The organism is Methylocystis sp. (assembly GCF_046349115.1).
Lineage (GTDB): Bacteria > Pseudomonadota > Alphaproteobacteria > Rhizobiales > Beijerinckiaceae > Methylocystis.
On sequence record NZ_JAXMCX010000003.1, the window covers coordinates 237,417 to 264,294 of the forward strand.

The 26,878-nt window shown below is 64.1% G+C and carries 23 protein-coding genes and 1 pseudogene; 7 read left to right on the forward strand and 17 right to left on the reverse strand.

Going from position 1 to position 26,878, the window contains the following annotated elements; genetic code table 11:
• Window positions 1–267: 267 nt before the first annotated feature.
• On the forward strand, window positions 268–1,323 hold the full coding sequence (locus U1E20_RS10635) for a tetratricopeptide repeat protein (RefSeq protein WP_409980576.1): 1,056 nt from the start codon (window positions 268–270) through the stop codon (window positions 1,321–1,323).
• Between the two features lie 27 nt (window positions 1,324–1,350).
• Here the strand turns inward: U1E20_RS10635 and murI are convergent, their stop codons facing one another.
• Window positions 1,351–2,190 (reverse strand): glutamate racemase, encoded by an 840-nt coding sequence (gene murI, locus U1E20_RS10640; protein WP_409980577.1) that lies wholly within the window; start codon window positions 2,188–2,190, stop codon window positions 1,351–1,353.
• Between the two features lie 94 nt (window positions 2,191–2,284).
• On the opposite strand from murI, the gene U1E20_RS10645 reads away from it, so the two are divergent.
• Window positions 2,285–2,530 (forward strand): type II toxin-antitoxin system Phd/YefM family antitoxin, encoded by a 246-nt coding sequence (locus U1E20_RS10645; protein WP_409980578.1) that lies wholly within the window; start codon window positions 2,285–2,287, stop codon window positions 2,528–2,530.
• Window positions 2,527–2,931 (forward strand): type II toxin-antitoxin system VapC family toxin, encoded by a 405-nt coding sequence (locus tag U1E20_RS10650; protein ID WP_409980579.1) that lies wholly within the window; start codon window positions 2,527–2,529, stop codon window positions 2,929–2,931. Before U1E20_RS10645 ends, U1E20_RS10650 begins: the two co-directional genes overlap by 4 nt.
• A gap of 3 nt (window positions 2,932–2,934) precedes the next feature.
• Here the strand turns inward: U1E20_RS10650 and truB are convergent, their stop codons facing one another.
• The 8 genes from truB to rimP all read right to left on the reverse strand — a co-directional run bounded on the left by truB (window position 2,935) and on the right by rimP (window position 10,856).
• Window positions 2,935–3,837, reverse strand: a complete 903-nt coding sequence (gene truB / locus U1E20_RS10655) for a tRNA pseudouridine(55) synthase TruB (protein ID WP_409980580.1) — start codon at window positions 3,835–3,837, stop codon at window positions 2,935–2,937.
• Window positions 3,834–4,262 (reverse strand): 30S ribosome-binding factor RbfA, encoded by a 429-nt coding sequence (gene rbfA, locus U1E20_RS10660; RefSeq protein ID WP_409980581.1) that lies wholly within the window; start codon window positions 4,260–4,262, stop codon window positions 3,834–3,836. Before rbfA ends, truB begins: the two co-directional genes overlap by 4 nt.
• Window positions 4,263–4,276: 14 nt before the next feature.
• Window positions 4,277–4,492 (reverse strand): hypothetical protein, encoded by a 216-nt coding sequence (locus U1E20_RS10665; protein ID WP_409980582.1) that lies wholly within the window; start codon window positions 4,490–4,492, stop codon window positions 4,277–4,279.
• A 122-nt stretch (window positions 4,493–4,614) separates the two neighbouring features.
• Window positions 4,615–5,139, reverse strand: a complete 525-nt coding sequence (locus U1E20_RS10670; RefSeq protein ID WP_409980583.1) for a hypothetical protein — start codon at window positions 5,137–5,139, stop codon at window positions 4,615–4,617.
• A 31-nt stretch (window positions 5,140–5,170) separates the two neighbouring features.
• A complete protein-coding gene (infB, locus tag U1E20_RS10675; protein WP_409980584.1) occupies window positions 5,171–7,789 on the reverse strand; it encodes a translation initiation factor IF-2 in 2,619 nt (872 codons plus the stop codon).
• Window positions 7,790–7,819: 30 nt separating this feature from the next.
• Window positions 7,820–8,491, reverse strand: coding sequence for an RNA-binding protein (locus U1E20_RS10680; RefSeq protein ID WP_409980585.1), 672 nt, complete (start codon window positions 8,489–8,491; stop codon window positions 7,820–7,822).
• A gap of 5 nt (window positions 8,492–8,496) precedes the next feature.
• Complete coding sequence (nusA, locus tag U1E20_RS10685) at window positions 8,497–10,098, reverse strand: transcription termination factor NusA (RefSeq protein WP_409980586.1); 1,602 nt, start codon at window positions 10,096–10,098, stop codon at window positions 8,497–8,499.
• 2 nt (window positions 10,099–10,100) lie between these two features.
• Window positions 10,101–10,856 (reverse strand): ribosome maturation factor RimP, encoded by a 756-nt coding sequence (gene rimP / locus U1E20_RS10690; protein ID WP_409980587.1) that lies wholly within the window; start codon window positions 10,854–10,856, stop codon window positions 10,101–10,103.
• A 458-nt stretch (window positions 10,857–11,314) separates the two neighbouring features.
• Here rimP and U1E20_RS10695 point away from each other — a divergent pair, with 458 nt between their 5' ends.
• Both U1E20_RS10695 and U1E20_RS10700 read left to right on the forward strand, forming a co-directional pair.
• Complete coding sequence (locus U1E20_RS10695) at window positions 11,315–13,216, forward strand: glycosyltransferase family 2 protein (RefSeq protein ID WP_409980588.1); 1,902 nt, start codon at window positions 11,315–11,317, stop codon at window positions 13,214–13,216.
• Between the two features lie 170 nt (window positions 13,217–13,386).
• Window positions 13,387–14,694 carry a hypothetical protein gene (locus tag U1E20_RS10700; RefSeq protein WP_409980589.1) on the forward strand — a complete coding sequence of 436 codons (1,308 nt, stop codon included), beginning with the start codon at window positions 13,387–13,389 and terminating at the stop codon, window positions 14,692–14,694.
• Here U1E20_RS10700 and U1E20_RS10705 read toward each other — a convergent pair.
• The 3 genes from U1E20_RS10705 to U1E20_RS10715 are packed head-to-tail and all read right to left on the reverse strand — an operon-like array spanning window position 14,682 to window position 17,769.
• Window positions 14,682–15,761, reverse strand: a complete 1,080-nt coding sequence (locus tag U1E20_RS10705) for a hypothetical protein (protein ID WP_409980590.1) — start codon at window positions 15,759–15,761, stop codon at window positions 14,682–14,684. The genes U1E20_RS10700 and U1E20_RS10705 overlap by 13 nt on opposite strands.
• 60 nt (window positions 15,762–15,821) lie before the next feature.
• Window positions 15,822–17,123, reverse strand: coding sequence for a hypothetical protein (locus tag U1E20_RS10710; protein ID WP_409980591.1), 1,302 nt, complete (start codon window positions 17,121–17,123; stop codon window positions 15,822–15,824).
• Window positions 17,116–17,769 (reverse strand): ABC transporter ATP-binding protein, encoded by a 654-nt coding sequence (locus tag U1E20_RS10715; protein ID WP_409980592.1) that lies wholly within the window; start codon window positions 17,767–17,769, stop codon window positions 17,116–17,118. Before U1E20_RS10715 ends, U1E20_RS10710 begins: the two co-directional genes overlap by 8 nt.
• Before the next feature lie 572 nt (window positions 17,770–18,341).
• On the opposite strand from U1E20_RS10715, the pseudogene U1E20_RS10720 reads away from it, so the two are divergent.
• Window positions 18,342–20,252 (forward strand): annotated as a pseudogene (locus U1E20_RS10720) (rhamnan synthesis F family protein); the annotation flags it as partial.
• Window positions 20,253–20,320: 68 nt separating this feature from the next.
• Here U1E20_RS10720 and rfbA read toward each other — a convergent pair.
• Genes rfbA through rfbB form a run of 4 tightly spaced genes read right to left on the reverse strand, consistent with a single transcriptional unit; the run spans window position 20,321 to window position 23,844 of the window.
• Complete coding sequence (rfbA, locus tag U1E20_RS10725) at window positions 20,321–21,295, reverse strand: glucose-1-phosphate thymidylyltransferase RfbA (protein ID WP_409980593.1); 975 nt, start codon at window positions 21,293–21,295, stop codon at window positions 20,321–20,323.
• 11 nt (window positions 21,296–21,306) lie between these two features.
• Window positions 21,307–22,188 carry a dTDP-4-dehydrorhamnose reductase gene (rfbD, locus tag U1E20_RS10730; RefSeq protein ID WP_409980813.1) on the reverse strand — a complete coding sequence of 294 codons (882 nt, stop codon included), beginning with the start codon at window positions 22,186–22,188 and terminating at the stop codon, window positions 21,307–21,309.
• 9 nt (window positions 22,189–22,197) lie between these two features.
• Window positions 22,198–22,749, reverse strand: a complete 552-nt coding sequence (gene rfbC / locus U1E20_RS10735) for a dTDP-4-dehydrorhamnose 3,5-epimerase (RefSeq protein ID WP_409980594.1) — start codon at window positions 22,747–22,749, stop codon at window positions 22,198–22,200.
• A gap of 21 nt (window positions 22,750–22,770) precedes the next feature.
• Window positions 22,771–23,844 carry a dTDP-glucose 4,6-dehydratase gene (rfbB, locus tag U1E20_RS10740; protein WP_409980595.1) on the reverse strand — a complete coding sequence of 358 codons (1,074 nt, stop codon included), beginning with the start codon at window positions 23,842–23,844 and terminating at the stop codon, window positions 22,771–22,773.
• Between the two features lie 245 nt (window positions 23,845–24,089).
• Between rfbB and U1E20_RS10745 the strand changes: the two genes are divergently transcribed.
• A complete protein-coding gene (locus U1E20_RS10745) occupies window positions 24,090–26,105 on the forward strand; it encodes a hypothetical protein (protein ID WP_409980596.1) in 2,016 nt (671 codons plus the stop codon).
• A gap of 141 nt (window positions 26,106–26,246) precedes the next feature.
• Here the strand turns inward: U1E20_RS10745 and U1E20_RS10750 are convergent, their stop codons facing one another.
• Entirely contained in the window at window positions 26,247–26,759 is a 513-nt protein-coding gene (locus tag U1E20_RS10750) for an ABC transporter permease (RefSeq protein WP_409980597.1), read from the reverse strand.
• Window positions 26,760–26,878: the final 119 nt, after the last annotated feature.

Here is a 26,878-nt window from a genome sequence, read left to right on the forward strand (position 1 = left end):
ATGCTCCGCGGGAAGTTCGATCAGTAACTATCGGTTGCGCGTACGATACGATCGGATCATATTTTTTACAAGGCTCAAAAAAATATTCCCCGTCTTGACTTAGACGTTCTATTGCGAACGCGAAATGGGCGAGCGCTGATGCGATTCATTATTACAAAGTCATGTATGTGCGCTGCAGTTCTCGCCTGCAGCAACGCATTCAGCGCGCCTTTCGTTCCAAGCGACGACAATCAATTTTTAGAACGATTGCCTCGCGCCGCCGCGCCAATGGGCGCGGAACTGCGCGATCTGCGCGCGCGATCGGGCGATCTCGCGGCTTCAATCGAACTCGCACAAAAATTTGTCACGCTCGGCAGCGAAGACTCCGATCCACGTTATTTTGGTTACGCGGCCGGCATACTCGCGCCTGTGTGGCGAATGGCGCAGCCTCCGGCGAAAGCGCTTCTGCTGCGCGCGATGATCGCGCAGAATCGGCATGACTTCGACGGCGCTCGCGCCGATGTCGACGCGGTGATAAAATCCGATCCAACCAATCTTCAAGCATGGCTTATGCGCGCGTCGATCAGTAAAATCCTCGGCCGTTTGGATGAGGCGCGCGCGAGTTGCGCGCCGCTTGCCGCATCCAGCGAGCCGCTGCTGGCGATCGCCTGCGTGTGTGACGCGGCGAGCCTCATGGGCGGATCGCGCGAAGCGGCGGAAGCGCTTGAGCAGACGCTCGACGCGCGGCCCCAGGCGGCGCCCGAGAGACGCAGATGGGCGTTGACAATCCTTGCCGAGATCGCCGCGCGGCGGGGCGATGCGCAGCGCGCCGAACGCGCCTTCAAGGCAGCGCTCGAGACCGCGAAACCGACGCCTTATCTCCTCGCCGCCTATGCCGACTTCCTCATTGACGAAGAACGTTTCGCGGACGCGGCGGCGCTGCTCGCCGGCCAGGCCCGCGTCGACGCCGCGCTGCTGCGCCTCGCGCTCGCCGAGCAGCGGCTTGGCGCTGAAGGTCTCGCAGAGCATGTGTCGCAAATCGAGGAGCGCTTCGGGGCCTCCCATCGGCGCGGCGAAGCTTTCCATCTTGGCGACGAAGCGCGTTTCACGCTTTATCTGCGGCGCGATCCGACGGGCGCGCTGCGTCTTGCCGAGCAGAACTGGCGCGTGCAGCGCGCGCCTGCGGACGCTCGGATCTTGTTTGAGGCCGCGATCGCGGCGGGCGACGCCGACGGCGCCGACAAGGCGCGCGCCTTTTTGACAGGCGCGGGAATGAGCGAAGAACGACTGAACCGCCTCTCGCTTCAGGCGTCGCGCGCCGCGACGTGGCAAAGCGATCGGTAAGCGCCGCGCGTAAACCCGAGCCGCGCTCTATGATGATGCGCGTTCCGACGCCGGCGTCGACTCGACATCCCATGCAAGGCCATAGCGCGTCAGCGTTGCGGCGAGCGATCCCGAAGGACGGGCGCCGCTGGTGAAGAGTGCGCGGCGCGAGGCCGGCGCGTCTGTCGCGGCGTCTGGACCAAACCGTTCGCCGAGCAATTGATCAGCGCGGCGCGCGATCGCCGGCGCCGGATCGATCCATTCCGCCGGCCAGGGCGCGAGTCGTTTGAACTCCTCGACGAGCAGCGGGTAATGGGTGCAGGCGAGCGCGACGGCGTCGGTGCGCCCGCCGCCTTCTTCCTTAAAGCAAGGCGCAATTTCGGCGACGATGTCCGAATCGCTCACGCTCTCGCCATGCATGTAGCTTTCGGCGAAGCTCGCCAGGCGCTTCGAGCCGACGAGAGTCACCGAACAATGCGCCGCGAATTGCGCGATGAGATTTTGCGTATAGTCGCGCGCCACCGTCCCCGGCGTGCCGAGCACCGAGATCATCCTTGAGCGCGTGCGCTCGGCCGCCGGCTTGATCGCTGGCACCGTGCCGACGAAGGGCAGGTTCGGCCAATGCACGCGCAGATAAGGCAGGACGATCGTCGAGGCGGTGTTGCAGGCGATGACCGCCATGTCCGGCGCGTGATCGGCGATCAGCCCCTCCATCAGCTTCATGACGCGCTCGACCAGCGCCGGCTCTTTCCATGATCCGTAGGGAAAGCCCGCATCATCGGCGCAATAGAGATATTCGGCGCGCGGGCGCAGCTTGACGATCTCGGAAAAGACCGTGAGGCCTCCGAGACCGGAGTCGAAAACGAGGAGTTTCGGCTGTCGGGTCATGCGGCGCTAATCCTTCGAACCAATAGCACAAGCTCGCCAATCAAAATTGGCGGGCTGATATTGACCAGTCATTTTAACCAGTTTAATAAAACTCATGCGAGAAGTACAGGCCTCTGACGCGAAAGCCCGTCTGGCGGAGCTACTGACCGCCGTCGAGCGCGGCGAAACGATCGTCATCACGCGACATGGGCGCCGCATCGCGCGCATGGCGCCTGAAACCGGTCTCCATCAAGCCGAAATCGATCGCGCCATCGACGATCTGGCGAGCTTTCGAGAACGCTCGAAAAAAGCGCCGCTGCCGGAGTTGCTCGGCGCGCGCCATCACGGCCACAAATATTGACCGGCTTTGTTATCGACGCCTCGATCCTTGCCGGCTTCGCTCTTGCGGACGAACGCCCGCCGCGTGCGATCAGATCTATTGAACGCCTTCGCAGAGAGACGGCGGTCGGGCCGACCGTACTGTTCTTCGAATTTCGCAATGTGCTCCTGGTCAGCGAGCGGCGGCGCCGATTGACGCCAAAGGAAACTGAAGGGCTTCTTCGCATCATCGCGCGCCTGCCGATAACGATCGACGCCGGCTGCGAGGAGAGACGCCTCATGTCGCTGGCGCGCAGGCACCGGCTGACGGCCTATGACGCCGCCTATCTCGAACTCGCCACGCGAGAAGGAATCGCGCTCGCGACGCTTGACGCGGAATTGGAGCGCGCCGCCCGAGCGGAAGGCGTCGCGCTTATCGAATAGGATTCAAAACGGCAGGTTGAAAACCCGCGCCGGCGCGAGCGCGCCCTGGACGATTTCGCCAAAGGCGACCGGCACGCCGCCGCAGGCGGCGTAGACGACGCCCTCATGCGGCGCGTCGCGGCCGCGCAGAATCACCGAGCCGCCGCGCCGCAGCCGGGCCGCCGTGTCGCGATCGACTACGACGCAGGGCAATTCGGCCAATCCGGCCTCGACCGAGAGCAGCGCCTCTCCGGCCATATTCTGATTTTCGATCTCGTCGAGCGTATAGGCGTCTTCTTCGATGAAGGGGCCGACGCGCGTGCGCCGCAGCGCCGTGACATGGCCGAAGCAGCCCAAGACGCGGCCCATGTCGCGCGCGAGCGCGCGCACATAGGCGCCCTTGCCGCACTCCATGACAAAGGTCGCCTCGTCGGCCGACGACTCGATCAACGTCAGCGCGTGGATGCTGACCGCGCGCGGCTTCAACTCGACCTGCTCGCCTTCGCGAGCGATATCATAGGCGCGCTCGCCGGCAATCTTGATCGCCGAGAATTGCGGCGGGGTCTGCAAAATCTCGCCGGTGAACCGCGGTAGCAAGCCTTCGATATCGGCCCGCGCCGGCCGCGCAGCGCTCTCTTGCGTCATGCGCCCGTCGGAATCGTCAGTGTTGGTCTCGACGCCCCAACGCACGGTGAAGCGATAGGCCTTCTCGCCGTCCTGCACGAAAGGCACGGTCTTGGTCGCTTCGCCGAAGGCGACCGGAAGAATGCCGGAGGCGAGCGGATCGAGCGTGCCGGCATGGCCGGCTTTCTGCGCATTGTAAATGCGCTTGAGGCGCGACACCGCCTGCGTCGAGGTCAGCCCGACCGGCTTATCGAGCGCCACCCAGCCGTCGACGACGACGCGATTGGATTTCTTCTTGCTCATTCCTTGACGCCATCCTCCTCGCCGTCGTCGCCGCCGGCGAGATCGCGCTTCACATGTTCGGAGTCGAGCAGCGCGTCGATCTTCGACACATTGTCGAATGTGTCGTCGATGCGAAACCGGATCTCTGGCGCGAATTTCAAATTCACCTCATGCGCGATCTCGCCGCGCAGGAATCGCTTGTGGCGATCGAGCGCCGCGAGCACCTGCGGTTCGTCCTGGCCGCCGAGCGGCATGACGTAAATCGTCGCGAGCTTGAGGTCGGGGCTCATCTTCACGCGCGAGACCGTGACGACATGCTTTTCGAGCACGGGATCGTTGATGTCGCCGCGCGACAGCATCTGCGCGAAAGCGTGGCGAACGAGTTCGCCGACGCGCAACATGCGCTGCGACGGCGCCGAGCCGGCGAAATGGTGGGATCGGGACATGGCTCTTGCCGTGGTTATTCGATTTCGCGCTGTGAACCGCGGACCATCGAAAGGAGCCGCTCAAAGGCGCGGACTTCGGCCTTATCTACCCTGGCGTCAATTTTGTCGTCGATCGACCCGGCGATGAATTCCGAAACGCCCTCCAACTTCCCGGCTATCCGGTCAACTTGGCGTTGAAGCTCATGCAAGTCCTTGCGAAGTTCCTTGTTCTCAGCCTTGAGGGCCGTCACCGATCGCTCCAAATCGAGAATGTTCTCGCCAAATTCGAGGAAACGCCCCCAGGACAATTTCCAACCGCTCGCATCAGAATCGGAACTCGGAGACGGCGAACGATTGGGATCAGCGTCCCCGGTCACTGCGACGAACCAATCGCCGCTTCGAGCGTCTCGTCGATTCGAGCCAGCGTGCGGTCGATTTGCCGACGGCGAATTTCGAATTCTACACGGTCGCGTCGCGTGTCGTCGACCATCTCCCGCATCGTCTCGGCGCTTCGCCTCAACGACGCAAATGCCGTCGCCAACGCGACGCTCGCGCCATCGGCGTCCCCCGAAGACTCCGCAATCAACGCCTCGAACTCTTCATTCGCCGAATTCGCCCCGTCGTCGCAATCAATATTCTGCGCGCGCGATCGCTTGTCCATGTCCCTCAGGAATTCGGCGCCGCCGTCGGCCGACAAGATCATTCCCAAGACTTCTTCCGCTTTGGCGTTCACCTTCAAACTCTCGTTTGCGTCATCATGCGCCTGTGAAGCTTCGTCGACCGCTGTCTGCAACCGCTGAAGCTCGCCGAGGAGCCATTCCAGGTCAGAAACGGCTCGGGGCAAGGCGGCGATTAACTCGCTCACCCCTTCCGCTTTGAACTCGAAACGTCTGTTCATCGGTCGCTCCCGAAAACGCGTCGGGCATTCCTCACAGCGTCCGCTTGATCTCCTCGACGCGGTAGCATTCGATCACGTCGCCGGCGCGCATGTCCTGATAATTCTCGAAGGCCATGCCGCATTCCTGTCCGGCGGCGACCTCCTTGACCTCGTCCTTGAAGCGCTTGAGCGTCGAGAGCTTGCCTTCATGGACGACGACATTGTCGCGGATGAGCCGGACATTGGCGCCGCGCTCGACATTGCCGTCGGTGACGCGGCAGCCGGCGACCTTGCCGACCTTGGAAATGTCGAACACTTCGAGAATCGTCGCGTTGCCGAGCATGGTTTCGCGCAACGTCGGGGCCAAGAGGCCGGACATCGCCGCCTTCACGTCATCCACGAGATTGTAGATGATGTTGTAATAGCGGATTTCGATGCCGGCGCGTTCCGCTGCGTCGCGCGCCTCTTTATGCGCGCGCACGTTGAAGCCGATGACCGCGGCGTTGGAGGCTTCGGCGAGCGAGATATCGGATTCCGAAATGCCGCCGACGCCGGCATGCACGACGCGCGCACCGACCTCGTCGGTGCCGAGCTTTTCGAGCGCCGCGGCGATGGCTTCGACCGAGCCCTGCACGTCGCCCTTGATGACCAGCGGAAATTCCTTGCGGCCCGCCGTCTTGAGCTGGCTCATCATGTCGGAGAGCGAACCGCGCGCCGAGCCGCCGCGTGCGGCGATCTTGTCGCGCTTCATCCGCTCGCGATATTCGGTGATCTCTCTGGCGCGGGCCTCGGAGTCGACGACCGCGACGCGATCGCCCGCCTCCGGCGTGCCGTTGAAGCCGAGAATTTCGACAGGGAAGCTCGGCCCCGCCTCCTGACGCGAAACGCCCTGGTCGTCGAGCAGCGCGCGCACGCGCCCCCATTGGGTGCCGGCGACGGCGATATCGCCGACGCGCAGCGTCCCGCGCTGGACCAGCACGGTCGCGACCGGACCGCGTCCCTTGTCGAGACGCGCCTCGATGACCGTGCCTTCCGCGGCGCGGCCCGGGTTGGCCTTCAGGTCAAGCACCTCGGCCTGCAGCGCGATCGCTTCGAGCAGCCGGTCGAGATTAGTCTTCTGCTTCGCCGAGACCTCGACTTCGAGCGTCTCGCCGCCCATGGATTCGACCTGCACCTCATACTGCAGCAATTCGGTGCGCACCCGTTCGGGTTTTGCATCCGGCTTGTCGATCTTGTTGATCGCGACGATCAGCGGCACATGCGCGGCGCGGGCATGATTGATCGCCTCGATCGTCTGCGGCATGACGCCGTCGTCGGCGGCGACGACCAGAACGACGATGTCGGTCACCCTGGCGCCGCGCGCGCGCATCGCCGTGAAGGCGGCATGGCCCGGCGTATCGATGAAGGTGATCGGCAGCCCGCCCGGCGACGTGACCTGATAAGCGCCGATATGCTGGGTGATGCCGCCCGCCTCGCCGGCGACGACATTGGCGTGGCGGATGGCGTCGAGCAGCGACGTCTTGCCGTGGTCGACATGGCCCATGATGGTGACGACCGGCGGCCGCGTCTCGAGCTCTGTCTCGACGTCAGGCGCGTCGAACAGGCCTTCCTCGACGTCGGATTCGGCGACGCGCTTGACGGTATGGCCCATCTCCTCGGCGACGAGCTGCGCGGTGTCGGCGTCGATGACGTCGGTGATCTTGCGCATCTCGCCCTGCTTCATCAGCAGGCGGATGACGTCGACCCCGCGTTCCGACATGCGGTTCGCCAGTTCCTGAATCGTGATCGTCTCGGGCAACGTCACTTCGCGGGAGATTTTTTCCTTTTGCTCCACCTGGCCCCGGAACAGGCGCTGCTGCCGGCGCTTGAAGGAGGCGACCGAACGCGTGCGCTCTTCGTCGGCGCCGGCGGTGGCGGTGGCGACCGTCAAGCGGCCGCGATCCTTCATGGCTCCGCCGCGCGACGGAGCCGGCCGCGGCGGAGTCGGCGGCGTGAAGCCGCCGATCTGGCGCACGGGCGGGCGGCGCGGCTGCTCGGACTCTCCAGCAGGGCGGGCGGCGGCCGGACGCGGCGGCGCAGGGGCGGCGGCCGCAGGCCGCGGCGGCGGCGTCAGACCAGCGGATTCCGGGGGCAGTCGGCGACGCGCCTCTTCCTCGGATTTGCGCTTTGATTCCGCCTCCCGCGTGAGACGCTCCTCCTCCTCGCGCTTGCGCGAGTCGGCGGCCGCGCGTTCGGCGCGCTCGCGCTCGTCGCGTTCTGCGCGGGCCTTCGCCTCGGTTTCGGCGCGGCGGCGATCATCCTCTTCGCGCGATTTGGCGTCGACCAGCGCGCGGGCGCGCGCCTCGCGCTCCTCGTCGGTCAATGCGCGGAGCACGACGCCGGAGCTGGAACGCGACGCCGGCGCCGGGCGCTGAGTCTCGGATTTCGGCGCAGCCTTCGGCGGCGGAGCAGGGGTGGGCGCGGCGGCGGGCGCAGGCGCGCCTGCGGGCTTCGCCGGCTCGACATGTCCAGGGGCGCGGCGCTTCACCTTCTCGACCACGACCACTTTCGAACGGCCATGGGAGAAGCTCTGGCGGACCATGCCGTGCTCGACCGGTCGCTGCTTCAAATGCAACGTCTTCGACGGCGCGACGGTCAAAGTTTTGTCGCCGCTGTTCTCGCCTTCGCTCATCCAGATCCCAATCCTGGGTCGCTCGACCCGTTAACCTTCTCTCGCGCCGCCGTTCGGCGACGCTTCGATGTCTTCGCCCGACGCCGCCCCGCCGCCGAGGCATACGCCCCGATAGGCCGCAAGTCGACGGCATCGCGCGATAAAAGCCGTGCTCGCCCCGCCCTCGGCGAGGGCAGCATGTATCACATTTGTGCGGCCCAACGCCAAATCCAATTGTAACGACGCAAATAAGCCGATGACGGGGGCCGTTGATTCGGCGCGCCGCGCCGCTTGGGCAAGCTTCCGCCTGCCGTCTTCGCCGCCGTCGCGGGCTTCGATCAGCGCGCCGACGCCGCCTTGCGCGAGCGCGTCGGCGACCTTGCCGAAGCCCGCCATGACGGCGCCAGCCTTGTTGGCGAGCGACAGCATCCGCAGACAATCGGCTTCGAGCAGCCGGTCGACGTCGTCGGCAAGCTGAGGGTCGGCGGCGACGCTCGTCTTCAAGGAGCGCGCGAATAAATGCTTGCGCGCCGCCTGCGCGACGAGGTCGGCGCGCCCCGTCACCCAGACGCCGCGGCCCGGCAGGCGCGCCGCGATGTCGGGCGCGAGCGCGCCGTCAGGGCCGCGCACGAAGCGGATCATCGCCTCGGGCGCGCCGCGCCGGCGCGTCACGATGCAGGTCCGCTCCGAAACATGCGGCTCGCGCGTCATCGTTTCGATCAAATCCGTTATTCGCCTTCCGGCTGCGCTTCAGCTTCCGTTTCCGCCTCGGCCGCCGCAACAGGCTCTTCGATCCAGCCGGCGCGCACCCGCGCCGTCATGATCATCGCCTCGGCCTCTTCGCGCGACAGGTCGATGCCCTCGAAGAAGCCCTCATGCTTGACCGTTTCGCCGTCCTTCTTCTCGCTCCAGCCGACAAGATCGTCTGGCACGCAGCCGGCGAAATCCTCGATGGTCTTCACGTCGTTTTCGCCAAGCCGCACCATCATCGCCGTCGTCAGGCCCTCGATCTCGCGCAATTCGTCGGCGACGCCGAGCTCCTTGCGGCGCGCTTCATTCTCGGCCTCGATGCGCTCAAGATAATTCTTCGCGCGGTTTTGGATTTCTCCCGCCGTTTCCTCGTCGAAGCCTTCGATCGACGCGAGTTCGGAAAGCTCGACATAAGCGAGCTCCTCGACCGAGCGAAAGCCTTCCGAGGCCAGCAGACGGCCGACGACCTCGTCGACGTCGATCGCGCCCATGAACACTTTGGTGCGCTCGATGAATTCCTTCTGCCGACGCTCCGATTCTTCGGCCTCGGTGAGAATGTCGATGTCCCAGCCGGTGAGTTGCGAGGCGAGACGCACATTCTGGCCGCGGCGGCCGATCGCGAGCGACAGCTGATCGTCCGGCACCACCACTTCGATGCGCGAACTGTCCTCGTCGAGGACGACCTTGACCACTTCCGCGGGTTGCAGCGCATTGACGATGAAAGTCGCCGCGTCCGCCGACCAGGGAATGATGTCGATGCGCTCGCCCTGCAGCTCGCCGACGACCGCCTGAACGCGGGAGCCGCGCATGCCGACGCAGGCGCCGACCGGATCGATCGAGGAATCGCGCGACACCACCGCGATCTTGGCGCGCGAGCCGGGATCGCGGGCCACCGACTTCACCTCGATGACGCCGTCGTAGATTTCCGGCACTTCCTGCTTGAAGAGCTTCGCCATGAATTGCGGATGGGTGCGCGACAGGAAAATCTGCGGACCGCGCTGCTCGCGCCGCACGTCATAGACATAGGCGCGCACCCGATCGCCGGGCCGGAACATTTCGCGCGGGATCATTTCGTCGCGGCGGATGATCGCTTCGCCGCGGCCAAGGTCGATGATCACATTGCCATATTCGACGCGCTTCACGACGCCGTTGACGATTTCGCCGATGCGATCCTTGTATTCCTCATATTGACGGTCGCGCTCGGCCTCGCGCACCTTTTGGACGATGATCTGCTTGGCCGACTGCGCCGCGATACGGCCGAAATCGAAGGGCGGCAGCGTTTCGGAAATCCAGTCGCCGGCTTGCGCCGCCGGATTGCGCTTGCGGGCGTCAGCGAGTGAAATCTGCGTCGCATCATTGTCGACTTCCTCGACCACGAGCAGCAGCCGCGAGAATCGCACCTCGCCGGTCTTGGCGTTGATCTCGGCGCGCACTTCGGTCTCCTGGCCGTAGCGCGAGCGAGCCGCCTTTTGCAGCGCGTCCTCCATCGACGCGATGACGATCGATCGGTCGATCGATTTCTCGCGCGCGACGGCGTCGGCGATCTGCAAAATCTCAAGTCGGTTGGCGCTGACGGCCATCGTCACTCTCCCCTCGAACGGCCGGTCGGCTTTTGTTTGCCCCCGGCCTTCTTGAATTGGGTTTGCACGCCGGCCGGAACCAGCGGCTTTTGCTTCTGTTGCGCGGGCCCGCGAAAGCGTCCCGGTCCGCGGCGCGGGCGCTGCTCGGCGTCCGCCTCATCCTGCTGTTCTTCAGCCTGCTGATGCTTGCCGGCGCGAAGCGACTCGCGGATCAGCGCCTCGGTCAAAACCAGCCGGCCTTCGTCGAGATCGGCAAGCGGCAACGAAACGGTTTTTTCCTCGTCCGGCCCCGCGTCGGTGCGCTCGAGCATAAGCATCGCGTCATGGCCTTCGCCTTCGACGCCGCGAATGATCCCACGAAAACGCTTGCGTCCGCTCGCGAGCGGATGGGTCAATTCGATCTTCGCCTCATGGCTGATGGCGCGGAGAAAATCGGACAGGCGCACCAGCGGACGGTCAACGCCGGGCGAAGAAATCTCCAGCCGATATTCATTGGCGATGAGATCGGCGACGTCGAGTTCCGGCGACAGCGCCTGGCTCGCCGCCTCGCAATCGTCGATCGTCATCGCGCCGTCCGGACGCTCCGCCATGATTTGCAAAGTCTGTCCGTTCTGCTGCATGAGCCGCACGCGAACGATCCGGTAGCCCAGTTGCGCCAGCACCGGCTCGGCGAGATGCGCGACGCGCGCGGCGACGCCGGTCTCGGCGACGAAACGCGGTTCTTCGAGGGTCGCGATGGCGGCGGCGTCTTGCGTCAAGCTTGGTCCTTAAAGCGCCTCGGCCGATCAAAACAAAAAGAGCGGGTCCCCGAGGGGCCCCACTCTCAAATTTCGATCACCCGAGAATGATCACTATGAGATGAAGTTGGACCTATATGACAGGAGAAGCGCGGAAAATCAAGAAAAACCGTTCGGGCGACGCCGCGCCGCCCAGGCCATGCCGCCGACGGCCCGCTCCTTCTCGGTCGTGATCAGCTTTCACCAGATTTCAACGCAAGCGCGCATTGACCTCGTCGCGAAGCGACCATAGGTTCCTGCGCGTCTGGCGCAGCTCGTCGACCGCGGTCGTTCGACTCGCAATGCGACATTTTGGAGATCATTATCAAAACGCGATTATCCCTGAGGCGCGCCGCCATCGACCCAGTTCTAATTCACTCGCGCGCATGCGCCGGGCCGAGCCGCTGAATTTGCCGCCCTTGGACGCCGCCAGCGACTCCATGACCTTGGAGGCCGCGCGCGACGTTGGTCGCGACGAGGAGGAATTTGTCGCCCTGTCGCGGGAGCCATGGTTGCGCCTGAGCGGCCTGCAGGACATGCCCCGCGGCGGCGTTGTCGAACTTCGCTACGCGGCCAGCTTTTACGACGAACCGACACGGCCGATCCTGCGTTTCTGGCTTGGCGAGGACTTCAGGGAGACGATTCTTCCCGGACCCTGCGAAGGCGCGGGCGTATGGATCGGACGCGTTCCGCGCGAAACGACCGACATCTGGATCAGCCCGACAAATCGCCCCGGTCGCTTTAACTTCCGCTTAGAGAGCGCGCGGCCGGTGAGCCGCTTCGAGGCGCTGCGCAAGGCCGCGGCGGCGCCCAAGCGTCTGTTCTTTGCGCTTTCCGCCGGCATGGTCGGATTGAGCGAGGAAGCCGAACTCAACTGGCGCTGGGCGTTCGGCGCCGCGCCGATGTCTGCCTATCCGTCATGGCGCGCCGCGCGCAGGCGCGCGAACGATCCTCGCTTCGATCGGCTCCGGAGCAACTGGAAAAACGGGCCGCGAGTGGTCGCGCTTGTCGACTCGCGCGGCGCGGCGCCGCAGGACATTGAAACGACGCGCGCGAGCCTCGCAGCGCAGACCTATCCAAATTGCGCCTTTTTCACAAAGGCCGCCGACGCTGGGATCGACGCGCATGATTTTGTTCTGCCGCTCCTCGCCGGAGATCGGCTGGAGCCCTATGCCTGCGGCTATCTCATCGAACATTTCGCCCGCCATCCGCAACAGATGATCGCCTATGCCGATGAGACGGTCGGCGAGGGCGGCGCCTTACGCCCGCGCTATAAGCCCGGCTGGAGCGAGACGCTCCACCGCTTCGAAAATTACGTTGGCCGCGCCGCCTGTTTTCGCGCGCGCCTTCTGGCGGAACGCTCCGATTGGCGAGACGCCGACGCCGACGAACTGATCGACGGACTGTTGTCGGCCGCGAAACAGGGCGAAGTCGGTGCGCTGCGCCGGCCAATGCTTCACCTTGCGCGCGCGGCGAAGACGCGGCGAACGACGATCGACGCCATATTCCGCGGCGAGGCGCCGATGGTGAGCGTCGTCATCCCCACCCGCGACCGCGTCGATCTGCTCGCGCCCTGTCTCGACAGCCTGCTGCGCAGCAGCCTCTATCCTAAATTTGAGGTCATCGTCGTCGACAATGACAGCGTCGAGCCGCGCACGCAGGCGTTGCTGCTGGCGTTGCAGGCGAAAGACGCAAGGCTCACGGTCCTGCGCACACGGGGACCGTTCAATTTTTCCGCGCTTTGCAACTGCGGCGCGCGGACGGCCCGTGGCGAATTTCTTGTTTTCCTCAATAACGACACGGAAATCGTGACGCCGGACTGGATCGAGCGGCTGCTCTATTTTGCGATCGCGCCCGACGTCGGCGCCGTCGGCGCCAAGCTCCTTTATCCGCAGGGCCATGTGCAGCACGTCGGCGTGTTGCTGGGCATGGGCGGCGTCGCCGGCCATTTTGGCGCCGGCGTCAGCGCCAGCGACCGCGGCTGGATGGACCGCAATGTCGCTCCGCACGAGGTTTCGGCGGTGACCGGCGCCTGCATGATGGTCGAGCGACGCAAATTCGATGATGTCGGCGGCTTCGACGAAATCGAACTTCCCGTCGAACTGAACGATGTGGACCTCTGCCTGCGCCTGGCCGCGCGAGGCTGGCGCTCGATCTGCCATACGCAGACCATATTGATCCATCGTCAGTCGGCGAGCCGCAAAGGCGGCTCGATCCGTCTACAGCGCGTCTATCAAAAGGAGCGCGCCGCATTCTACGCGCGCTGGCGCGCCGTGGTTCGCGACGATCCGCATTTCCATCCCGGCCTGTCTCTCTACGCGCCGAGCGAAGCTTTACCATGACCTTGGACGCTTGCGCCTGGCCCCCGAGCCGCTTAATTTGCGGCGCGGAAAAATCGCCTCCTTCGCCCGAATGGCGGGGCCGAAGGAAATGCCGACCCGTCGACGCGCTTAAGCGATCAGCCTCAGTTAACATGCCGAACGCATGAACCAGGTCAGCGACTTGAGGGTAGATGAGCACGCATCGGGCTCGAAGACCGCGTAAACTGTCTGGAGTCATCGCCACCGCGCAGAACGTGGCGCGTGTCTCCTCGACGACGGCGGTGAGGATTTTCGCGCCGCTGACGACGAAGGACGCCGCGAGCCGGCTGCCGGCTCTGATTCGCCAAGGCCTCGAAGGCGTGGCGGAAACGATTTCGACCGCCAGGACGGGCGCCGGCGGCGGAATGCTGGGACGCGGCTTTCTCTATGCCGTCGTGCTGCCGACTGTCCTGTTCTGGCTTTACGCCTGCTTCTGGCAGTCTGAGCGTTACGTCGCCGAGACGCGGCTGACTGTTCGAGACCAACATGAAAAAAAATCCGGCGCCGATGCGGCCTCGATGGCCAGCAAATTTATAGGGGGCGGCGGCTCGGACTCCGCATCGCAAGACGCATTCATCGTCCTCAATTACGTGAAAAGCCGCGCGATCGTCGCCGATCTCGGCGGCCGCGACTACATGGAAAAGAAGTTTGCACGCTCTGGCATCGATTATTTCTCCCGGCTGGGCAGAAACGCCAATGCGGAAGACCTCTGGAAATATTGGCTGAGCCATCTTAGCGCCAGCGTCGACACCCAGTCCGGCATTTTAACGGTTCGCGCCGACGCTTTCCTACCCAAGGATGCGCTCGACGTGGCGCGCGACATCGTCAGGCTCAGCGAACAGTTGGTCAATAAGATCACGCTGCGCAATCGCGGGGACGCCTTGAGCCGCGCCGAGCTCGAAGTGACGCTTTCGCGTCAGGCGCTCGCCGAAGCGCGCGAGAAGACGCTCCAGTTTCGCAACCAGAACGTCATCATCGATCCGGCGTCGCGGGCCACGAGCATCGGCGAACAGATGGGGAAGCTCACGCTCGAGCGCATCGATCTCGTCAACGCGCTTTCGACCTTTTCCTCGTCGCTCGACGGCGACGCGCCCAGCCAGCGCCTGCAACGCACGCGTCTTGCCGCGATCGACCAGCAGCTCGCGGAGCTAAAGAAGAAGCTTGCGGACAACCAGGCCTCGGACACCGTCTCCTCGCAGATCGCGGCTTACGAGCGTTTGAAGCTCGACGAGCAATTCGCTGAAAAGCTCTATTCGATCGCGCAGACCTCCTACCATCGGGCGCGGCAGGAGCTTGAAAAGCAACAGCTCTATCTGATCACCGTGGTCGAGCCGACGCTGCCCGAATCGGCCACCTATCCGAAGGTTGTCGTCAATACGGTGTTGCTGTTTTGCGGATTGCTCGTGATCTGGACCACGATCGCGCTGATTTACGCGAGCATCGAGGATCACATGGTTTGAGTGTCGCGCGCAACGACATTGGCGTCGTCGGACAGCGCCGACACGATCGACTCCTCGGCGAATGAATATAGCGCCAAATCGTCTTCGAGAAGGTCGGCGACAAGGCTGATGCGCGACAATCGGTCGGCGAGCGCGCTGATCGAAGGGTGCACCGCCGGCTCATAGTCTCCGGCAAGATCATGGCCAAGAATGCCCGCGAGCAGCGCGCTGAAATCGCGAAAGCGGCTGCGCACGCCGACAAGATCCATCGAAGCGAGGTTTTCGAGCGCGCCTGTGACATGGCGACGCTCCGGCGTCTCGCCCGGGATGCAGCCGAACATGCGCGTCATCGGGCTCGTGAACGCCTCGCGCTCCTCGTCAGTTAGATTGCGGAATTTCGTGAGTAACGCTTTCGAATCTTCGACCGGCAGGTCGCGCGAGAACTCGGATAGCGCCGTCAACCCGGTGAAAAGCAGCGGCAACATGTGAGTCGAATCCGACTTCTGGATCAGGTTGAGGATCACCAGCCGCTGCGCCAGCTCTTCGAACGGGTCATTGAGCAGCGCCGCCGTGGCGAACTTCGCGTTGGAAAGAAAGTGCGAATAGCGCGGGTAGCTCGAGCGCCCCGACATGAAAATCGACTTGTTGAAATTATTGTTGATGAGCACAAGCATTGTCTCGAAGCCGTAGCGCTCCGTCGACGGATAGGTGAGCGTGAACAGATTTTTCGATCGACCGCCCAGTTTCTCAATGGGGCGAATTGAACTGTCGAACAGAAAAAATTTGCGCTCGATATGCTTGCCTTTCTTAAATCGCCGATAGATCAGAATGCCGGTGTCTGCTTCGAGAAGTTCGATATCCTCGACGTCGGCGAGCCGCTTGACGATCGCGTCGTCAATATTGAACCCGACGAGGCCGGTGGCGTGAACCCCTAGGTCGCGCACGTCCGGACGGTCGACGGTGGCGAGGATTTCAATGTCCTCTTCTCCCGGCCTGCGCACCAGGATTTTTGGAACGGCGGATGGGTTGTCCGGCGCGAGCCAGCCGCTGATGGCGGCGCCCTTGTCATAGTCAATATGGAAGAACACGAACGCTCCAATCGAACAATTGAGCGCGGCCGACGCGCGCTTTAGACCGGACTTCGCGGATTATTTCGCCATGTGATCGCGAACGAGGAACGCCACAGCGAGGAACGCCAACCAGGCGATCGTCGCCGGGGCGACGATGATCGCCCATTCGATCCAGCGCTGCGGATAGAGAGACTTTTCCGCAAGCGTCGGGCGAAGAAAGGAGATCAGATAGGCGCGCTGCGTTTCCAGTTCGACGCGCGCGTTTTCGAACGCCGACGCGGCGACCCCATATCTTTGCTCAGCGAGCGAAAGTTCGATCTGATGCCGCGAGAGGATGCCGGCGTGCTGCGCGAGAGAGTCCGTTCCCTTTTCGCCGGCGCCGGCGATTTGCGTCGAATAATCGTCGATCTGGCTCTTGAGGCTCTGAACGCGGGCGGTGAGCAGCCGCGCCTGAGGCGATTCGAGCGTCTCCGCGTCGCTATGGAGAGCAAGGTCTTCCTGCGTCTGCGCGAGTTCGAGCCGCAGCGAGGTGATGACCTTGTTGATCGCGTCCGCCGCGGCCGGCGCGTCGAGCACGCCCTCAGCGTTGCGCGCGTCGCGCATGGCGGCGGTCGCATTCTTCAGCTGTTGCTCCGCGCGCGTCAGCTCGGTGCGCGCCTGCGCCAGCGCGTCCCGCCGCGAGCGCGTTGACATTTCATTAACCAGCCGCTCCGAAAGCTCGGCGACATTTTGCGAGATCGTCAGCGAGTCATTCGGCGTGAAGGCCCGCACATGAACGGAGATGATGCCCGATATGAGGTCGACGCTGGCGTCTATTCGCTTTTTCCAATATTTCTCGAACTCCTCGACGGGATCCTCCGGATCGAAGCTCGAGAAATAGTCGACGCCGGGCCGCGTAAACATCGCGCGCAATCCGATTTTCCGGTCGAGCGCTTCAACCATCGAGCGGCTGCGGATGAAATTGACGAGGACCTGCGCGTCCTGCATGTGCTGAGAACCCTGCGAACCGCCGCCGCCCCCGCTCAACATGTCGAGACTCGACGCTTCTCCGGCGCGCAAGGCGAATTTAGTCTCCGTCACATATTGCTTGCTGGCGATCAGTCCCCAATAGATCGACGCGACGAGAAACGGGGCGACGACAAAGGCCGCGAAACTGGCGAGGATGCCGAGTCGGAAGGCGCGGTCGCCGCGGCGCGCCTGAAAGCCGCCGCCCCCGGTGATGACTCTCGTCGGCGCGCGCGACTTGTTCGCCGCCCTGCGCAGCGCATGGGCGATCGACTTCGCCTTGGCGGTCGCGTCCTGCGGGCTCAGCGGCGCGCGCTCGGGCTCCGCGAGCGCGACCGAGAGCTTCGACTGCTGCGCGGACATGGCTTCAGGCATTGAGTTTTTTATAAAGTTCGATCGCTTCGTCGAGCTTGGAGAAAACGTGGATTTGCCCTCCCGCCAACACCATGCCGCGATCGCAATATTGCTGAATTGTCGTCATGGCGTGCGACACCATGATCACGTCGGCCGTACGCCGGCGCTTGGCGAATTCGTCCTTGCAGCGAGCCGCAAAGCGCGCGTCGCCGACCGCGGTGACCTCGTCGATGAGATAGCACTCGAAATCGATCGACAGCGAAAGGCCAAAGGCGAGGCGCGCCAACATGCCCGACGAATAGGTGCGGATTGGCGCGTCGATATACGCCCCGATCTCGGCGAAGTCCTCGACGAAGTTGATGACCCTGCGCGCGTCCTCTCCGTAAACCCGCGCCACGAATTTCACGTTTTCGCGCCCGCTCATCATCGGGTGCAGGCCGCCCGAAAATCCGAGCGGCCAGGAAACGCGCGAGGAACGCGCGATCCGGCCGCCATTGGGCAGTTCGGTGCCCGCCAGGAGCCGCATCAGGGTCGATTTGCCGGCGCCGTTGACCCCCAAAATGCCGTAGCTGCGGCCAGCCGCAAAATCGAGGCTGACGTGATCGAGCACGACCTTTCTGTGGCCGCTCGAGCGATAATATTTGAAAACATTGTCGAGTTTGATCATGAGTCCCGAGCGGCGGCCGGTCGTTTCCGGCGCCTTCCCCAGGCGCAGCCCCCAGCGCGCGCAGGGTTTCGTTACGCCGGATTTCTGGCTAAGTCATGGCGAAGAAATCGGCTTGTTCACGCCCCGGCGGATGAAACTCGTTAATTTTCAGGGCCGCTGGATCGCCAAAGCTTAACGGGAAGGCGCCCATGACGAACAAGAAGCGGGAGAACCGCCTCCAATGGGCGCGCCGCCATCTGCGCAATGGCTATATCATCCTGACGACGCGGGGCGTCGTGGCGCTTTACGGCGCCGCGATGCGCGAATTGGCGAAACTCATCGATTCGCCGGTCGGCGTGTTCCTCGCGCCGCGCGATCTCCTGCGGGACGGGCCCCGCTTCTTGCGCGAGCAAGGCTTGCGCGCCGCCTGCGGCGCGGTGTTGCGCCAGATCGCCGCGCAATATGATCCGCCGTTGGGCCGGCGGCGCAATCCGATTAACGACCCGCTGCGACAGGCGGCGATCAGCTATTATTACACCTATCAGCTGACCAAGCCGGACGGGGTCATTCCCTCCCGCCGCCCGGTCAATGAAATGGATTTCGCGCTCGAAACGCCCTTCGCCTATGACGCGGCCCCCGAGCGCCCACGCTCGATCGTCGCCATCGTCCACGCCTTCTATCCCGATGTGCTGCCGCTTGTTCTGGAAAAGCTGCAGAATGTTCCCGGCGCGCTGGATCTTTGCGTCTCGACGGACACCGAGGAAAAGAAGCTGGCGGTCGACAAGGTCTGCGGCGACTGGCGCAAGGGCAAGGTCGTCACGCGGGTCTGTCCGAATCGCGGACGCGACATCGCCGCCAAATTTTTCGGTTTTCGCGACGTCTACGCCAATTACGAACTCTTCATCCATCTCCACACGAAGCGCTCGCCGCATGGCGGCGAGGCGCTGGCGCGCTGGCGCGACTATCTCCTCGACAATCTCATCGGCTCCGAGGCCATCGCCGGCTCGATTTTGTCGCTTTTCGACGATCCAAGACTGGGCGTCGTCTTCCCCCAGCATCTTTTCGAACTGCGCGGCATTTTGAATTGGGGCTACGACTATGATCTGGCGCGAAACCTTCTGAAGCGCATCAACGTCGAGATCGACAAGAACCTCACACTCGAATTTCCCTCGGGTTCGATGTTCTGGGGAAGAACCGCCGCGTTCCGTTCGCTGCTCGACCTCGACATCGATTTTGACGATTTTCCGCAAGAGAGCGGCCAGGTCGACGGCACCCTGGCGCATGCCATTGAGCGTTCCTTGCTGATGATCGCCGAGTCGCGCGGCTACGAATGGCTCAAGGTTGTGCAGCGCGACCTTTATCCGATGGGTCATACGTTGATGCCGGTGCGCAGCCGCGAAGACGTAGAGAGACATCGACTCAAGGTCTTCCAGCCCGCGCTCGCCTGCGTCGATTCCAATTTCCACCCCTTTTCGACGCTGATCGCCGAGACTCGGCCGCTCCTCTCCTATCCCTCGCGCAACGAGCGACCGCGCCTGACGCTGCTCACGCCGACCGTCAATCCGCAGCAGACATTCGGCGGCATCGCCACGGCGATGAAGCTCTTCTCAAAGCTGTTGACCGAACTCGGCGACGGTTTCGACGCGCGCATCGTCGTGACCGACGCGGATATCGAACCCGAGGCCTATGCGGCGCTCTCCGACTATACGCCGGTTCCCTACGCGGCGAGCCTCGACGCCGAGAACGCGGCGCTGGTCGACGCCAATGAGCGGGAGGGCGGCAGGCTGAACCTGCGCGCCAATGAATTTTTCTTCGCCACCGCCTGGTGGACCGCGGAATTCGCCCTCGCCTTGGAGCGCGACCGGGCCCGTTATTTCGGCGGCGCGCGGCCGTTCGTGTACCTCATTCAGGACGACGAGCCGAATTTTTACGGCCGCGGCGCGAAATCCGGTCTCGCGGAAGCGACCTATCATTACGGCGAACAGACGATCGCGATCATCAACTCCGAAGAGCTATTTTCGGTCATGACCGAGAAATATCGCTTCCCCAGGGCTTATTACGTTCCCTATGAGCTGAACGAGCGCATCCGCGAGCGGCGCGCCAGCGTTCCGCGCGAGCCGATCATGCTGGTTTACGGACGGCCAGCCGTGGCGCGCAACGCTTTCGAGCTGATTTGCGCGGCGCTGGTCATTTGGCAGCAGCGTGATCCGATTCGCGCCAGCCGCTGGAGCGTCGTTTTCCTGGGCGAGGACTTTCCGGATTCACTGATCTATCCGGTGCAGAATGCGACCATCGGCGGAAAAGCCCGTCTCGAAGACTACGCCGACTATCTCAATCGCGCGCTGGTCGGCGTTTCGCTGATGGTCTCTTCCCACCCGAGCTATCCGCCGCTCGAAATGGCGGAAGCGGGACTCGCGACAATATCCAACGTTTTCGCCGGAAAGGATCTGCGCCGCAGGTTCGACAATATTGTCGCGCCCGACCGCCTTGATCCTGCATCGCTTGCCGATTCGATCGAAGAAAGCGTCGCGCGCATGGAGCCTTTCATCGGCGCCATCGTCGCGCGCCAGCCTCACGCGGCGCCATCGGCCGACGCAGCCCGACTGTTCGATCCCGCCGCTGTCGCCTCGGAGCTGCGCCGCGCCGTGGCGGCGCCGCGCCCGTCGACGGGCGAGAAGTCCCGCTCGATTTCCGCGAGCACCTGCGAAACATATTGACCGTAACCGCTCTTCGCGAGTTTTGACGCCGTCGCGCGCGCCTGCGCGGAGTCGATCCACCCCGCCCGGAAAGCAATCTCTTCAAGACAGGCCACGCGCTGGCCCTGACGTTGTTCGATCGCGCGCACATATTCGCCCGCCTCGATCAGCGCTTCCGGGGTGCCGGTGTCGAGCCAGGCGAATCCGCGGCCCAATCGAGCGACCTGCAGTTCGCCAAGCTCCAGATAGACGCGGTTGAGATCTGTGATCTCCAGCTCGCCGCGCGGCGACGGCTTCAACTGCGCCGCGAATTGCGAGGCGCGCCCGTCGTAAAAATAGAGGCCTGTCACCGCCCAATTGGATCGGGGCTGTGGCGGCTTTTCCTCGATCGAGATCGCGCTGCCGTCTGAATCGAATTCGACCACGCCATATCGCTCCGGATCGCGCACATGATAGGCGAACACCGTGGCCGCGCTATGCGCCGATTCGCTCAGCGCGTCGGGCAAGCCATGGCCATAAAAAATATTGTCGCCGAGAATGAGCACCGAAGGCGCGCCGTCGACGAAATCGGCGCCGATAACATAAGCTTGCGCTAGCCCCTCTGGCCGAGGCTGCACGGCGTAAGACAGAGACAATCCCCATTGCGCGCCGCTGCCGAGCAGACGTTTGAACGACAGCAGATCCTCCGGCGTGGTGATGATCAGGATTTCGCGCACGCCGGCCAGCATCAGCGTGCTGAGCGGATAATAGATCATCGGCTTGTCGTAGACGGGGAGCAATTGCTTCGACGTGACGAGCGTCATCGGATGCAGCCTTGTGCCGCTGCCTCCGGCGAGAATGATGCCGCGCATGGGAGTCCTGTTCAGTGTTCGATTAATCTGGCGACGCAGGCGTTGAGAGAGTCGCGCCAATTCGGCAGCGCGATCCCGTAATTGGCTTCAAGCTTGGCGTTGTCGAGCCGGGAATTCGGCGGCCGGCGCGCCGGCGTCGGATAGTCGGCGGTGGCGATGCGCTTGACGCGGACCGGCTTGCGGCCCTTGGCCTCGGCCGCTGAGAAGATCGCTTCCGCCATATCGGCCCAGCTCGCTTCGCCCTGGCCGGTCATGTGGAAAACGCCGCGCAGACGGGAATCCGAGTCGTCGACAAGTCTTTCGGCGATCGCCAGCAGCGCGTCGGCAATGTCGAGCGCGCTCGTCGGATTGCCAATCTGATCGGCGACGACGCCGATTTCATCGCGCGTTTCCCCGAGACGCAGCATCGTCTTGACGAAATTCGTCCCGAATGGGCTATAGACCCATGCGGTGCGCAAAATAACGCAATTGTCGCAGCGCGCCGTGATCTGCCTTTCGCCCTCGAGCTTTGACCGTCCATAGGCCCCGGTCGGACATGGCGCGTCATCCTCGCGGTAGGGTCGATCGAGCGCCCCATCGAACACATAGTCAGTCGACAGATGCAGCAGCGGCACATTCAGCTCGGACGCGGTTTCGGCGACAAAGCCAGCGCCGGCGCCGTTGACGCTCATCGCCGTCTCCGGCTCGCTTTCGGCTTTGTCGACCTGCGTATAGGCGGCGGCGTTGACGATGGCGTCGCAACGCACGCTGCGCAGCGAAGCGAGCACCATGTCGCGCGAGGAAAGATCGAAACGGGGACGGCCGAGTGCGAGCATTTCGACCCCGTTCGGCGCCCGTTCGATGAGCGAGCTGACGACCTGGCCGCTCAGTCCGGTGACGGCGATGCGCTTCAGCTTGCCCACTTAGTCGAAAACCTCCGGCAGGTCGCGCAGGCGCGGCCATTTGCGATCCTTGTCCGACAACACGACGTTCTCGGCGACGACCGGCCAATCGACGCCGATGTCCGGATCGTCCCAGGCGACGCCGCAATCATGCTGCGGCGAATAAAAATTCGTCACCTTGTAGATGACTTCAGTATCGGGCTCGAGCGTGACGAAGCCATGCGCGAATCCGATGGGAATGAACAGCTGGCGCCAGTTCTCTTTGGAAAGCTCGACGACGACGTGTCGACCGAATGTCGGCGACGACCGGCGCAGATCGACGGCGATGTCGAGAATGGCGCCGCTGACCACGCGAACGAGCTTGTCCTGCGCGAAGGGAGCGGTCTGGAAATGCAGGCCGCGCACCGTGCCGACGTCGCGCGACAGCGAATGATTGTCCTGGACGAAGTCGAAGTTCAATCCGGCGTTCGCCCAGGTTCTTTCATTATGCGTTTCGCAAAAAAAGCCGCGTCCGTCGCCAAATTTTTTGGGCGTGACCAGCTTCAGTCCCGAAAGCTCCAGATCTTCGAACAAACCGTCCCCCCAATCGCGCTTTTAGGCGACGGCTTCAGCTTTTTCGGCGATCACGCCGAGGCGTTCGCCGCGATATGTGCCCGATCGGATCGCCTGCCACCAGTCGGGATTATCCAGATACCAGCGCACGGTCTTGCGAAGGCCGGTTTCAAACCGTTCAGCGGGCCGCCATCCGAGTTCGCGTTCAATTTTCGAAGCATCGATCGCATAGCGCAAATCATGTCCCGGCCGATCGGTGACGAACGAAATCAGATCGCGGTGCGGCCCGGCCGGCCGTGGGCGGAATTCGTCCATCAGATCGCAGATCGCTTCGACCACGTCGATGTTGCGCCATTCGTTGCGTCCGCCGACGTTGTAGGATTCGCCGATCTGGCCGTCGCGCGCCACGCACATCAGCGCCGAGGCGTGATCCTCGACATAGAGCCAGTCGCGCACATTCTCGCCGCGGCCATAGACCGGCAGCGGCTTCTCCTCGATCGCATTGATGATGGTGAGCGGAATGAGCTTTTCGGGAAAATGATAGGGACCGTAATTATTGGAGCAATTGGTGACGATGGTCGGCAAGCCGTAGGTATGGCGCCAGGCGCGAACGAGATGGTCCGAGCCGGCCTTCGACGCCGAATAGGGCGAGGTGGGCGCATAGGGCGTGTCTTCCCGGAAGAGGCCTTCCGCGCCCAGCGCGCCGAACACTTCATCGGTGGAGATATGCATGAAGCGGAAGTCGCGGGCGCGGTCGGGATCGAGCCCGCGCCAATAGTCGAGCGCCGTCCGCAGCATGACAAAAGTGCCGACCACATTGGTTTCGATGAAGGCGGCCGGCCCGTCGATTGAACGATCGACATGGCTCTCGGCGGCGAGATGCATGACGACGTCGGGCTTGAAATCGGCGAAAGCGCCCGCGACCGCGCCGGCGTCGCAGATGTCGGCCTGCAGGAAAGAAAAATTCGGACTGTCCGCGACGGGTCGCAGCGAAGCCAGATTTCCCGCATAGGTGAGCTTGTCGAGGACGAGTATCTGATCAACCCCTTGGCGAACGCTCGCGCGCGTAACCGCCGAGCCGATGAACCCCGCGCCCCCGGTGATCAAAATTTTCATCAAAGCCCCGCGTTACTCATTGCTAGGCCATGAAATCCTGCAAGCCTCATTGCAAGGCGCCGGTCGCCCATCTCGCCCCTACCCGCACTATATGGCGGAACAACGTCATGACATTGCGCATGGATCTGGCGCGCTTCGCGCTATTCGCCGACGAATTGCACGACCGCTGTCCGGGCGGATATGCTGCCATTGACTTCAGCTTCGCATGGCGCCGGCGCCATGCCAACCCTTAGGCGCGGCCGTCGATGTGGAGGGAGCAGTTCGATTATTTCTGGGATGGGCGGCGCAGACTGGCGATCGGCTGGTTCGACGGCGCCGATCGCGCGACCGCTTCGTCGGTTCGACCGGAACTCACCGTCTTCTCTGCGCGCGACGAACGCTTCGCCAGCGCGCCTGTTCTCGTCGACATTATCGATGCCGCGCGCTGGCGCTCGCGCATCATCGTCATTGACCTGCCGGCCGACTGCCGATTCGTGCGTCTGACCGCCGGCGACGGCGCCGAACTCACCTTGGCGCTCGCCGCCGAGCGCGACCTGCCGCAAACCGCGGACTGGCGTCTGCTGATGACATTGCTGCCGGACGCCGGCGGCGCCGAACCGGTCGCCTTTCGGCTGGCGGCGTTTCCGGCGCGCGGCGACGTGGAGCGGCTGTCGCGCGAGCAGACCGCGGCGGCCGGCGCAAGACTGGTCTGGGCGATCGGCCAGCGCCGCGCGGTCGAACGCGCCGACGCCGGCGTCGTCATTCGCCTCGCGCCGGCGCGCCGCATTTTCCCGGCCTATCAGAGCCGACTCGTCCTGGAGGCGGCGCCATTCGAGAGTTCGGCGGCCGGCGACGCGCGCGAGGCGCCTTTCGCCATCATGGAACATTGGCTGCGCGAGTCCGGCGCGCCGCGCGTCATCCTTCGCTTGCGCATTCCCGATTCGATCGAAGAGAGCGCCACATTGCTTGGCCGATGCAGCGTGGCGCTGGCGATGAACCAGCGCCGCCGGCTGAAAGGCTGGACCCTCGACCAGCGGGCGGCGGGAGAACCCGCCGTCGATCCGATCACCGCCGAGGATTTGCGACAGGCGACGGGAGAGAATCAGGAATTTCCCGACGCCGCGGAAACGGCCGAACCGGTGGTCGTCGCCAATCTTCTGTCGCTGCTCGTCGATCCGGAGACGGCCGAGGCGGATGGCGTCGCCCTGCGCCGCGGCCGCGAGAAAAGCGCGCCCGGCATGGGCGAGACGGTCGAGATCGAATTCTACGCCGCGGCGCTCGGCGATGACGTGGGACTCGTCTGCCCGGCCGCGGGGCCAGGGGATTTGGGCGTCGCGCCGGTCGATCCCGGTGGTCCCGCCTATGCGCGCATGTTTCGCGTCGAGGGCGACGGACTTACGCCGTGTCGCCCGACGGCGGACGAGGGACTCGTCGACGAGCTGATGCGCCGCGCCGCCGACGCCGCGCGCGCCGCGTCGGGCGCCGCCGCCCGCGCCGTAACCGAACGCGCCGCGGGGTTGAGGAGCCGCTGCGACAAGCTCGTCGCATCGCTGAACGGCGCCCTGGCGCGCGCCGAAGTCGCCGCCCGTTTCGAACCGCCCGGCCTATGGGATACGTTAGAGCCTCTGGCCCATACGAGCTTCGCCGCGCTTGCCATCGACGCCGCCGGGCCGGCCCGCGCCCGACTGCAACAATTTGGCGGCTACGGCGCCTTTTGCGCCGACCCGGCGCTTGCCGCGGCGGTCGCGCATGGCGGCGATTTCGCCCAGTCGGCGCGCCCGAGCGCCGAAGCGCCAGGCGCGCGCGGCGCGCCCTCGCTCCTTGCGCGCTATCTTGACGCCTGCGGCGCGCGCGGCATGGCCCCTGCGGGGCTCGACGCCACGCAGGAAGCGCGGCTCCTGCGCGCGCTGTTGAAAGAACCGGAAATCGGCGCGCTGCGCGAGGCGCGGATCGCTTTGGCGATCGACGACGGCGTAAGGCGCGACGCGGCGAACGCCGCGCGCCAGATCGCCGACGCCGCCGCGGTCGAACGAGCGCAGGCGCATTTCGCGGAAGCGGGCGCGACCGACGCCGCCGACATGCTGGGCGCCTATCTCGACTTGCGTCGCGCCGGCGGCTGGGCGCCCGCGCATGAAGCGCCGACGCTCGCCGCGCTCGTCGCGCGCGCCGGCGTCGAACTCGACGCCGAACGGCTCCAGGCAGAAAACGCCGCGCTAGCGCCTCCAGCGACGGCAAGCCGGAAAGGCCTGTTCGCGGCGATGCGCGGATTCTTCGGCGGTTGAAAAGCGAGCGACCCGCGGAGGGGCAATCGCGCAGATGCGCGAGCAAAGGCAAACGGCGACGTCATGCCGCCTAAATAGGTCTGAATGCGATCGATTCGGCGCCAAGGCGGCGCGGGCTCGCCGCGACGCCAGCGCTACGCGTCAGGCGGCGGGGTTGGTCTGTTCGGCGACCTTGACCGGAAGCTGCGTTCTAATCGCGTCGACGATCCGTTGCATCGCGGCGTCTGATTCAGCGCCGCGCTTTTCCGCGACCATCGCCCGCTGCTCCATGGCCGCAAGCTCGGTCTGCGTCGCCGCGAGAAGCGACTGGAGCGCCTCAACCTCATTGCGCGACTGAACCAGAGCGGTCGAGAGTTCGGCGGCTTCCGCTTCAGATTTGCGCAACGCCGCTTCGGCGCGGTCGCCGCGCTCTTCGGCGCGCTCCAGCTTTTCCCGCACCGCATTGGCGGCGGTATGAGCTCGCGCCACCGCTTGCGCGGACTGCTTCTCGAGCTCCTTTATCGCTGCGGCCGCCTGAGACACGAGGTCCAGCGCCGCCGCCGCGTCGTCCGGGGCGCGCGGCCGCTGTCGGGCCGGATAATTGGGGGCCGGAGGCCTGTTTTCCCCTCTCGGGATGATATCGTCCATCACTTGATCCAGATCCAGCGAATCCATTAGCGCCTCCCGCTATCATACGAGCTGGATTGGCCAGCGCGTTCGCTCAGATTCCCATTATGGTCAAGAATCCGGCCAAATCTCGACCGCTAAGTCAAGTTTTAGCCACCGCGAGCGAG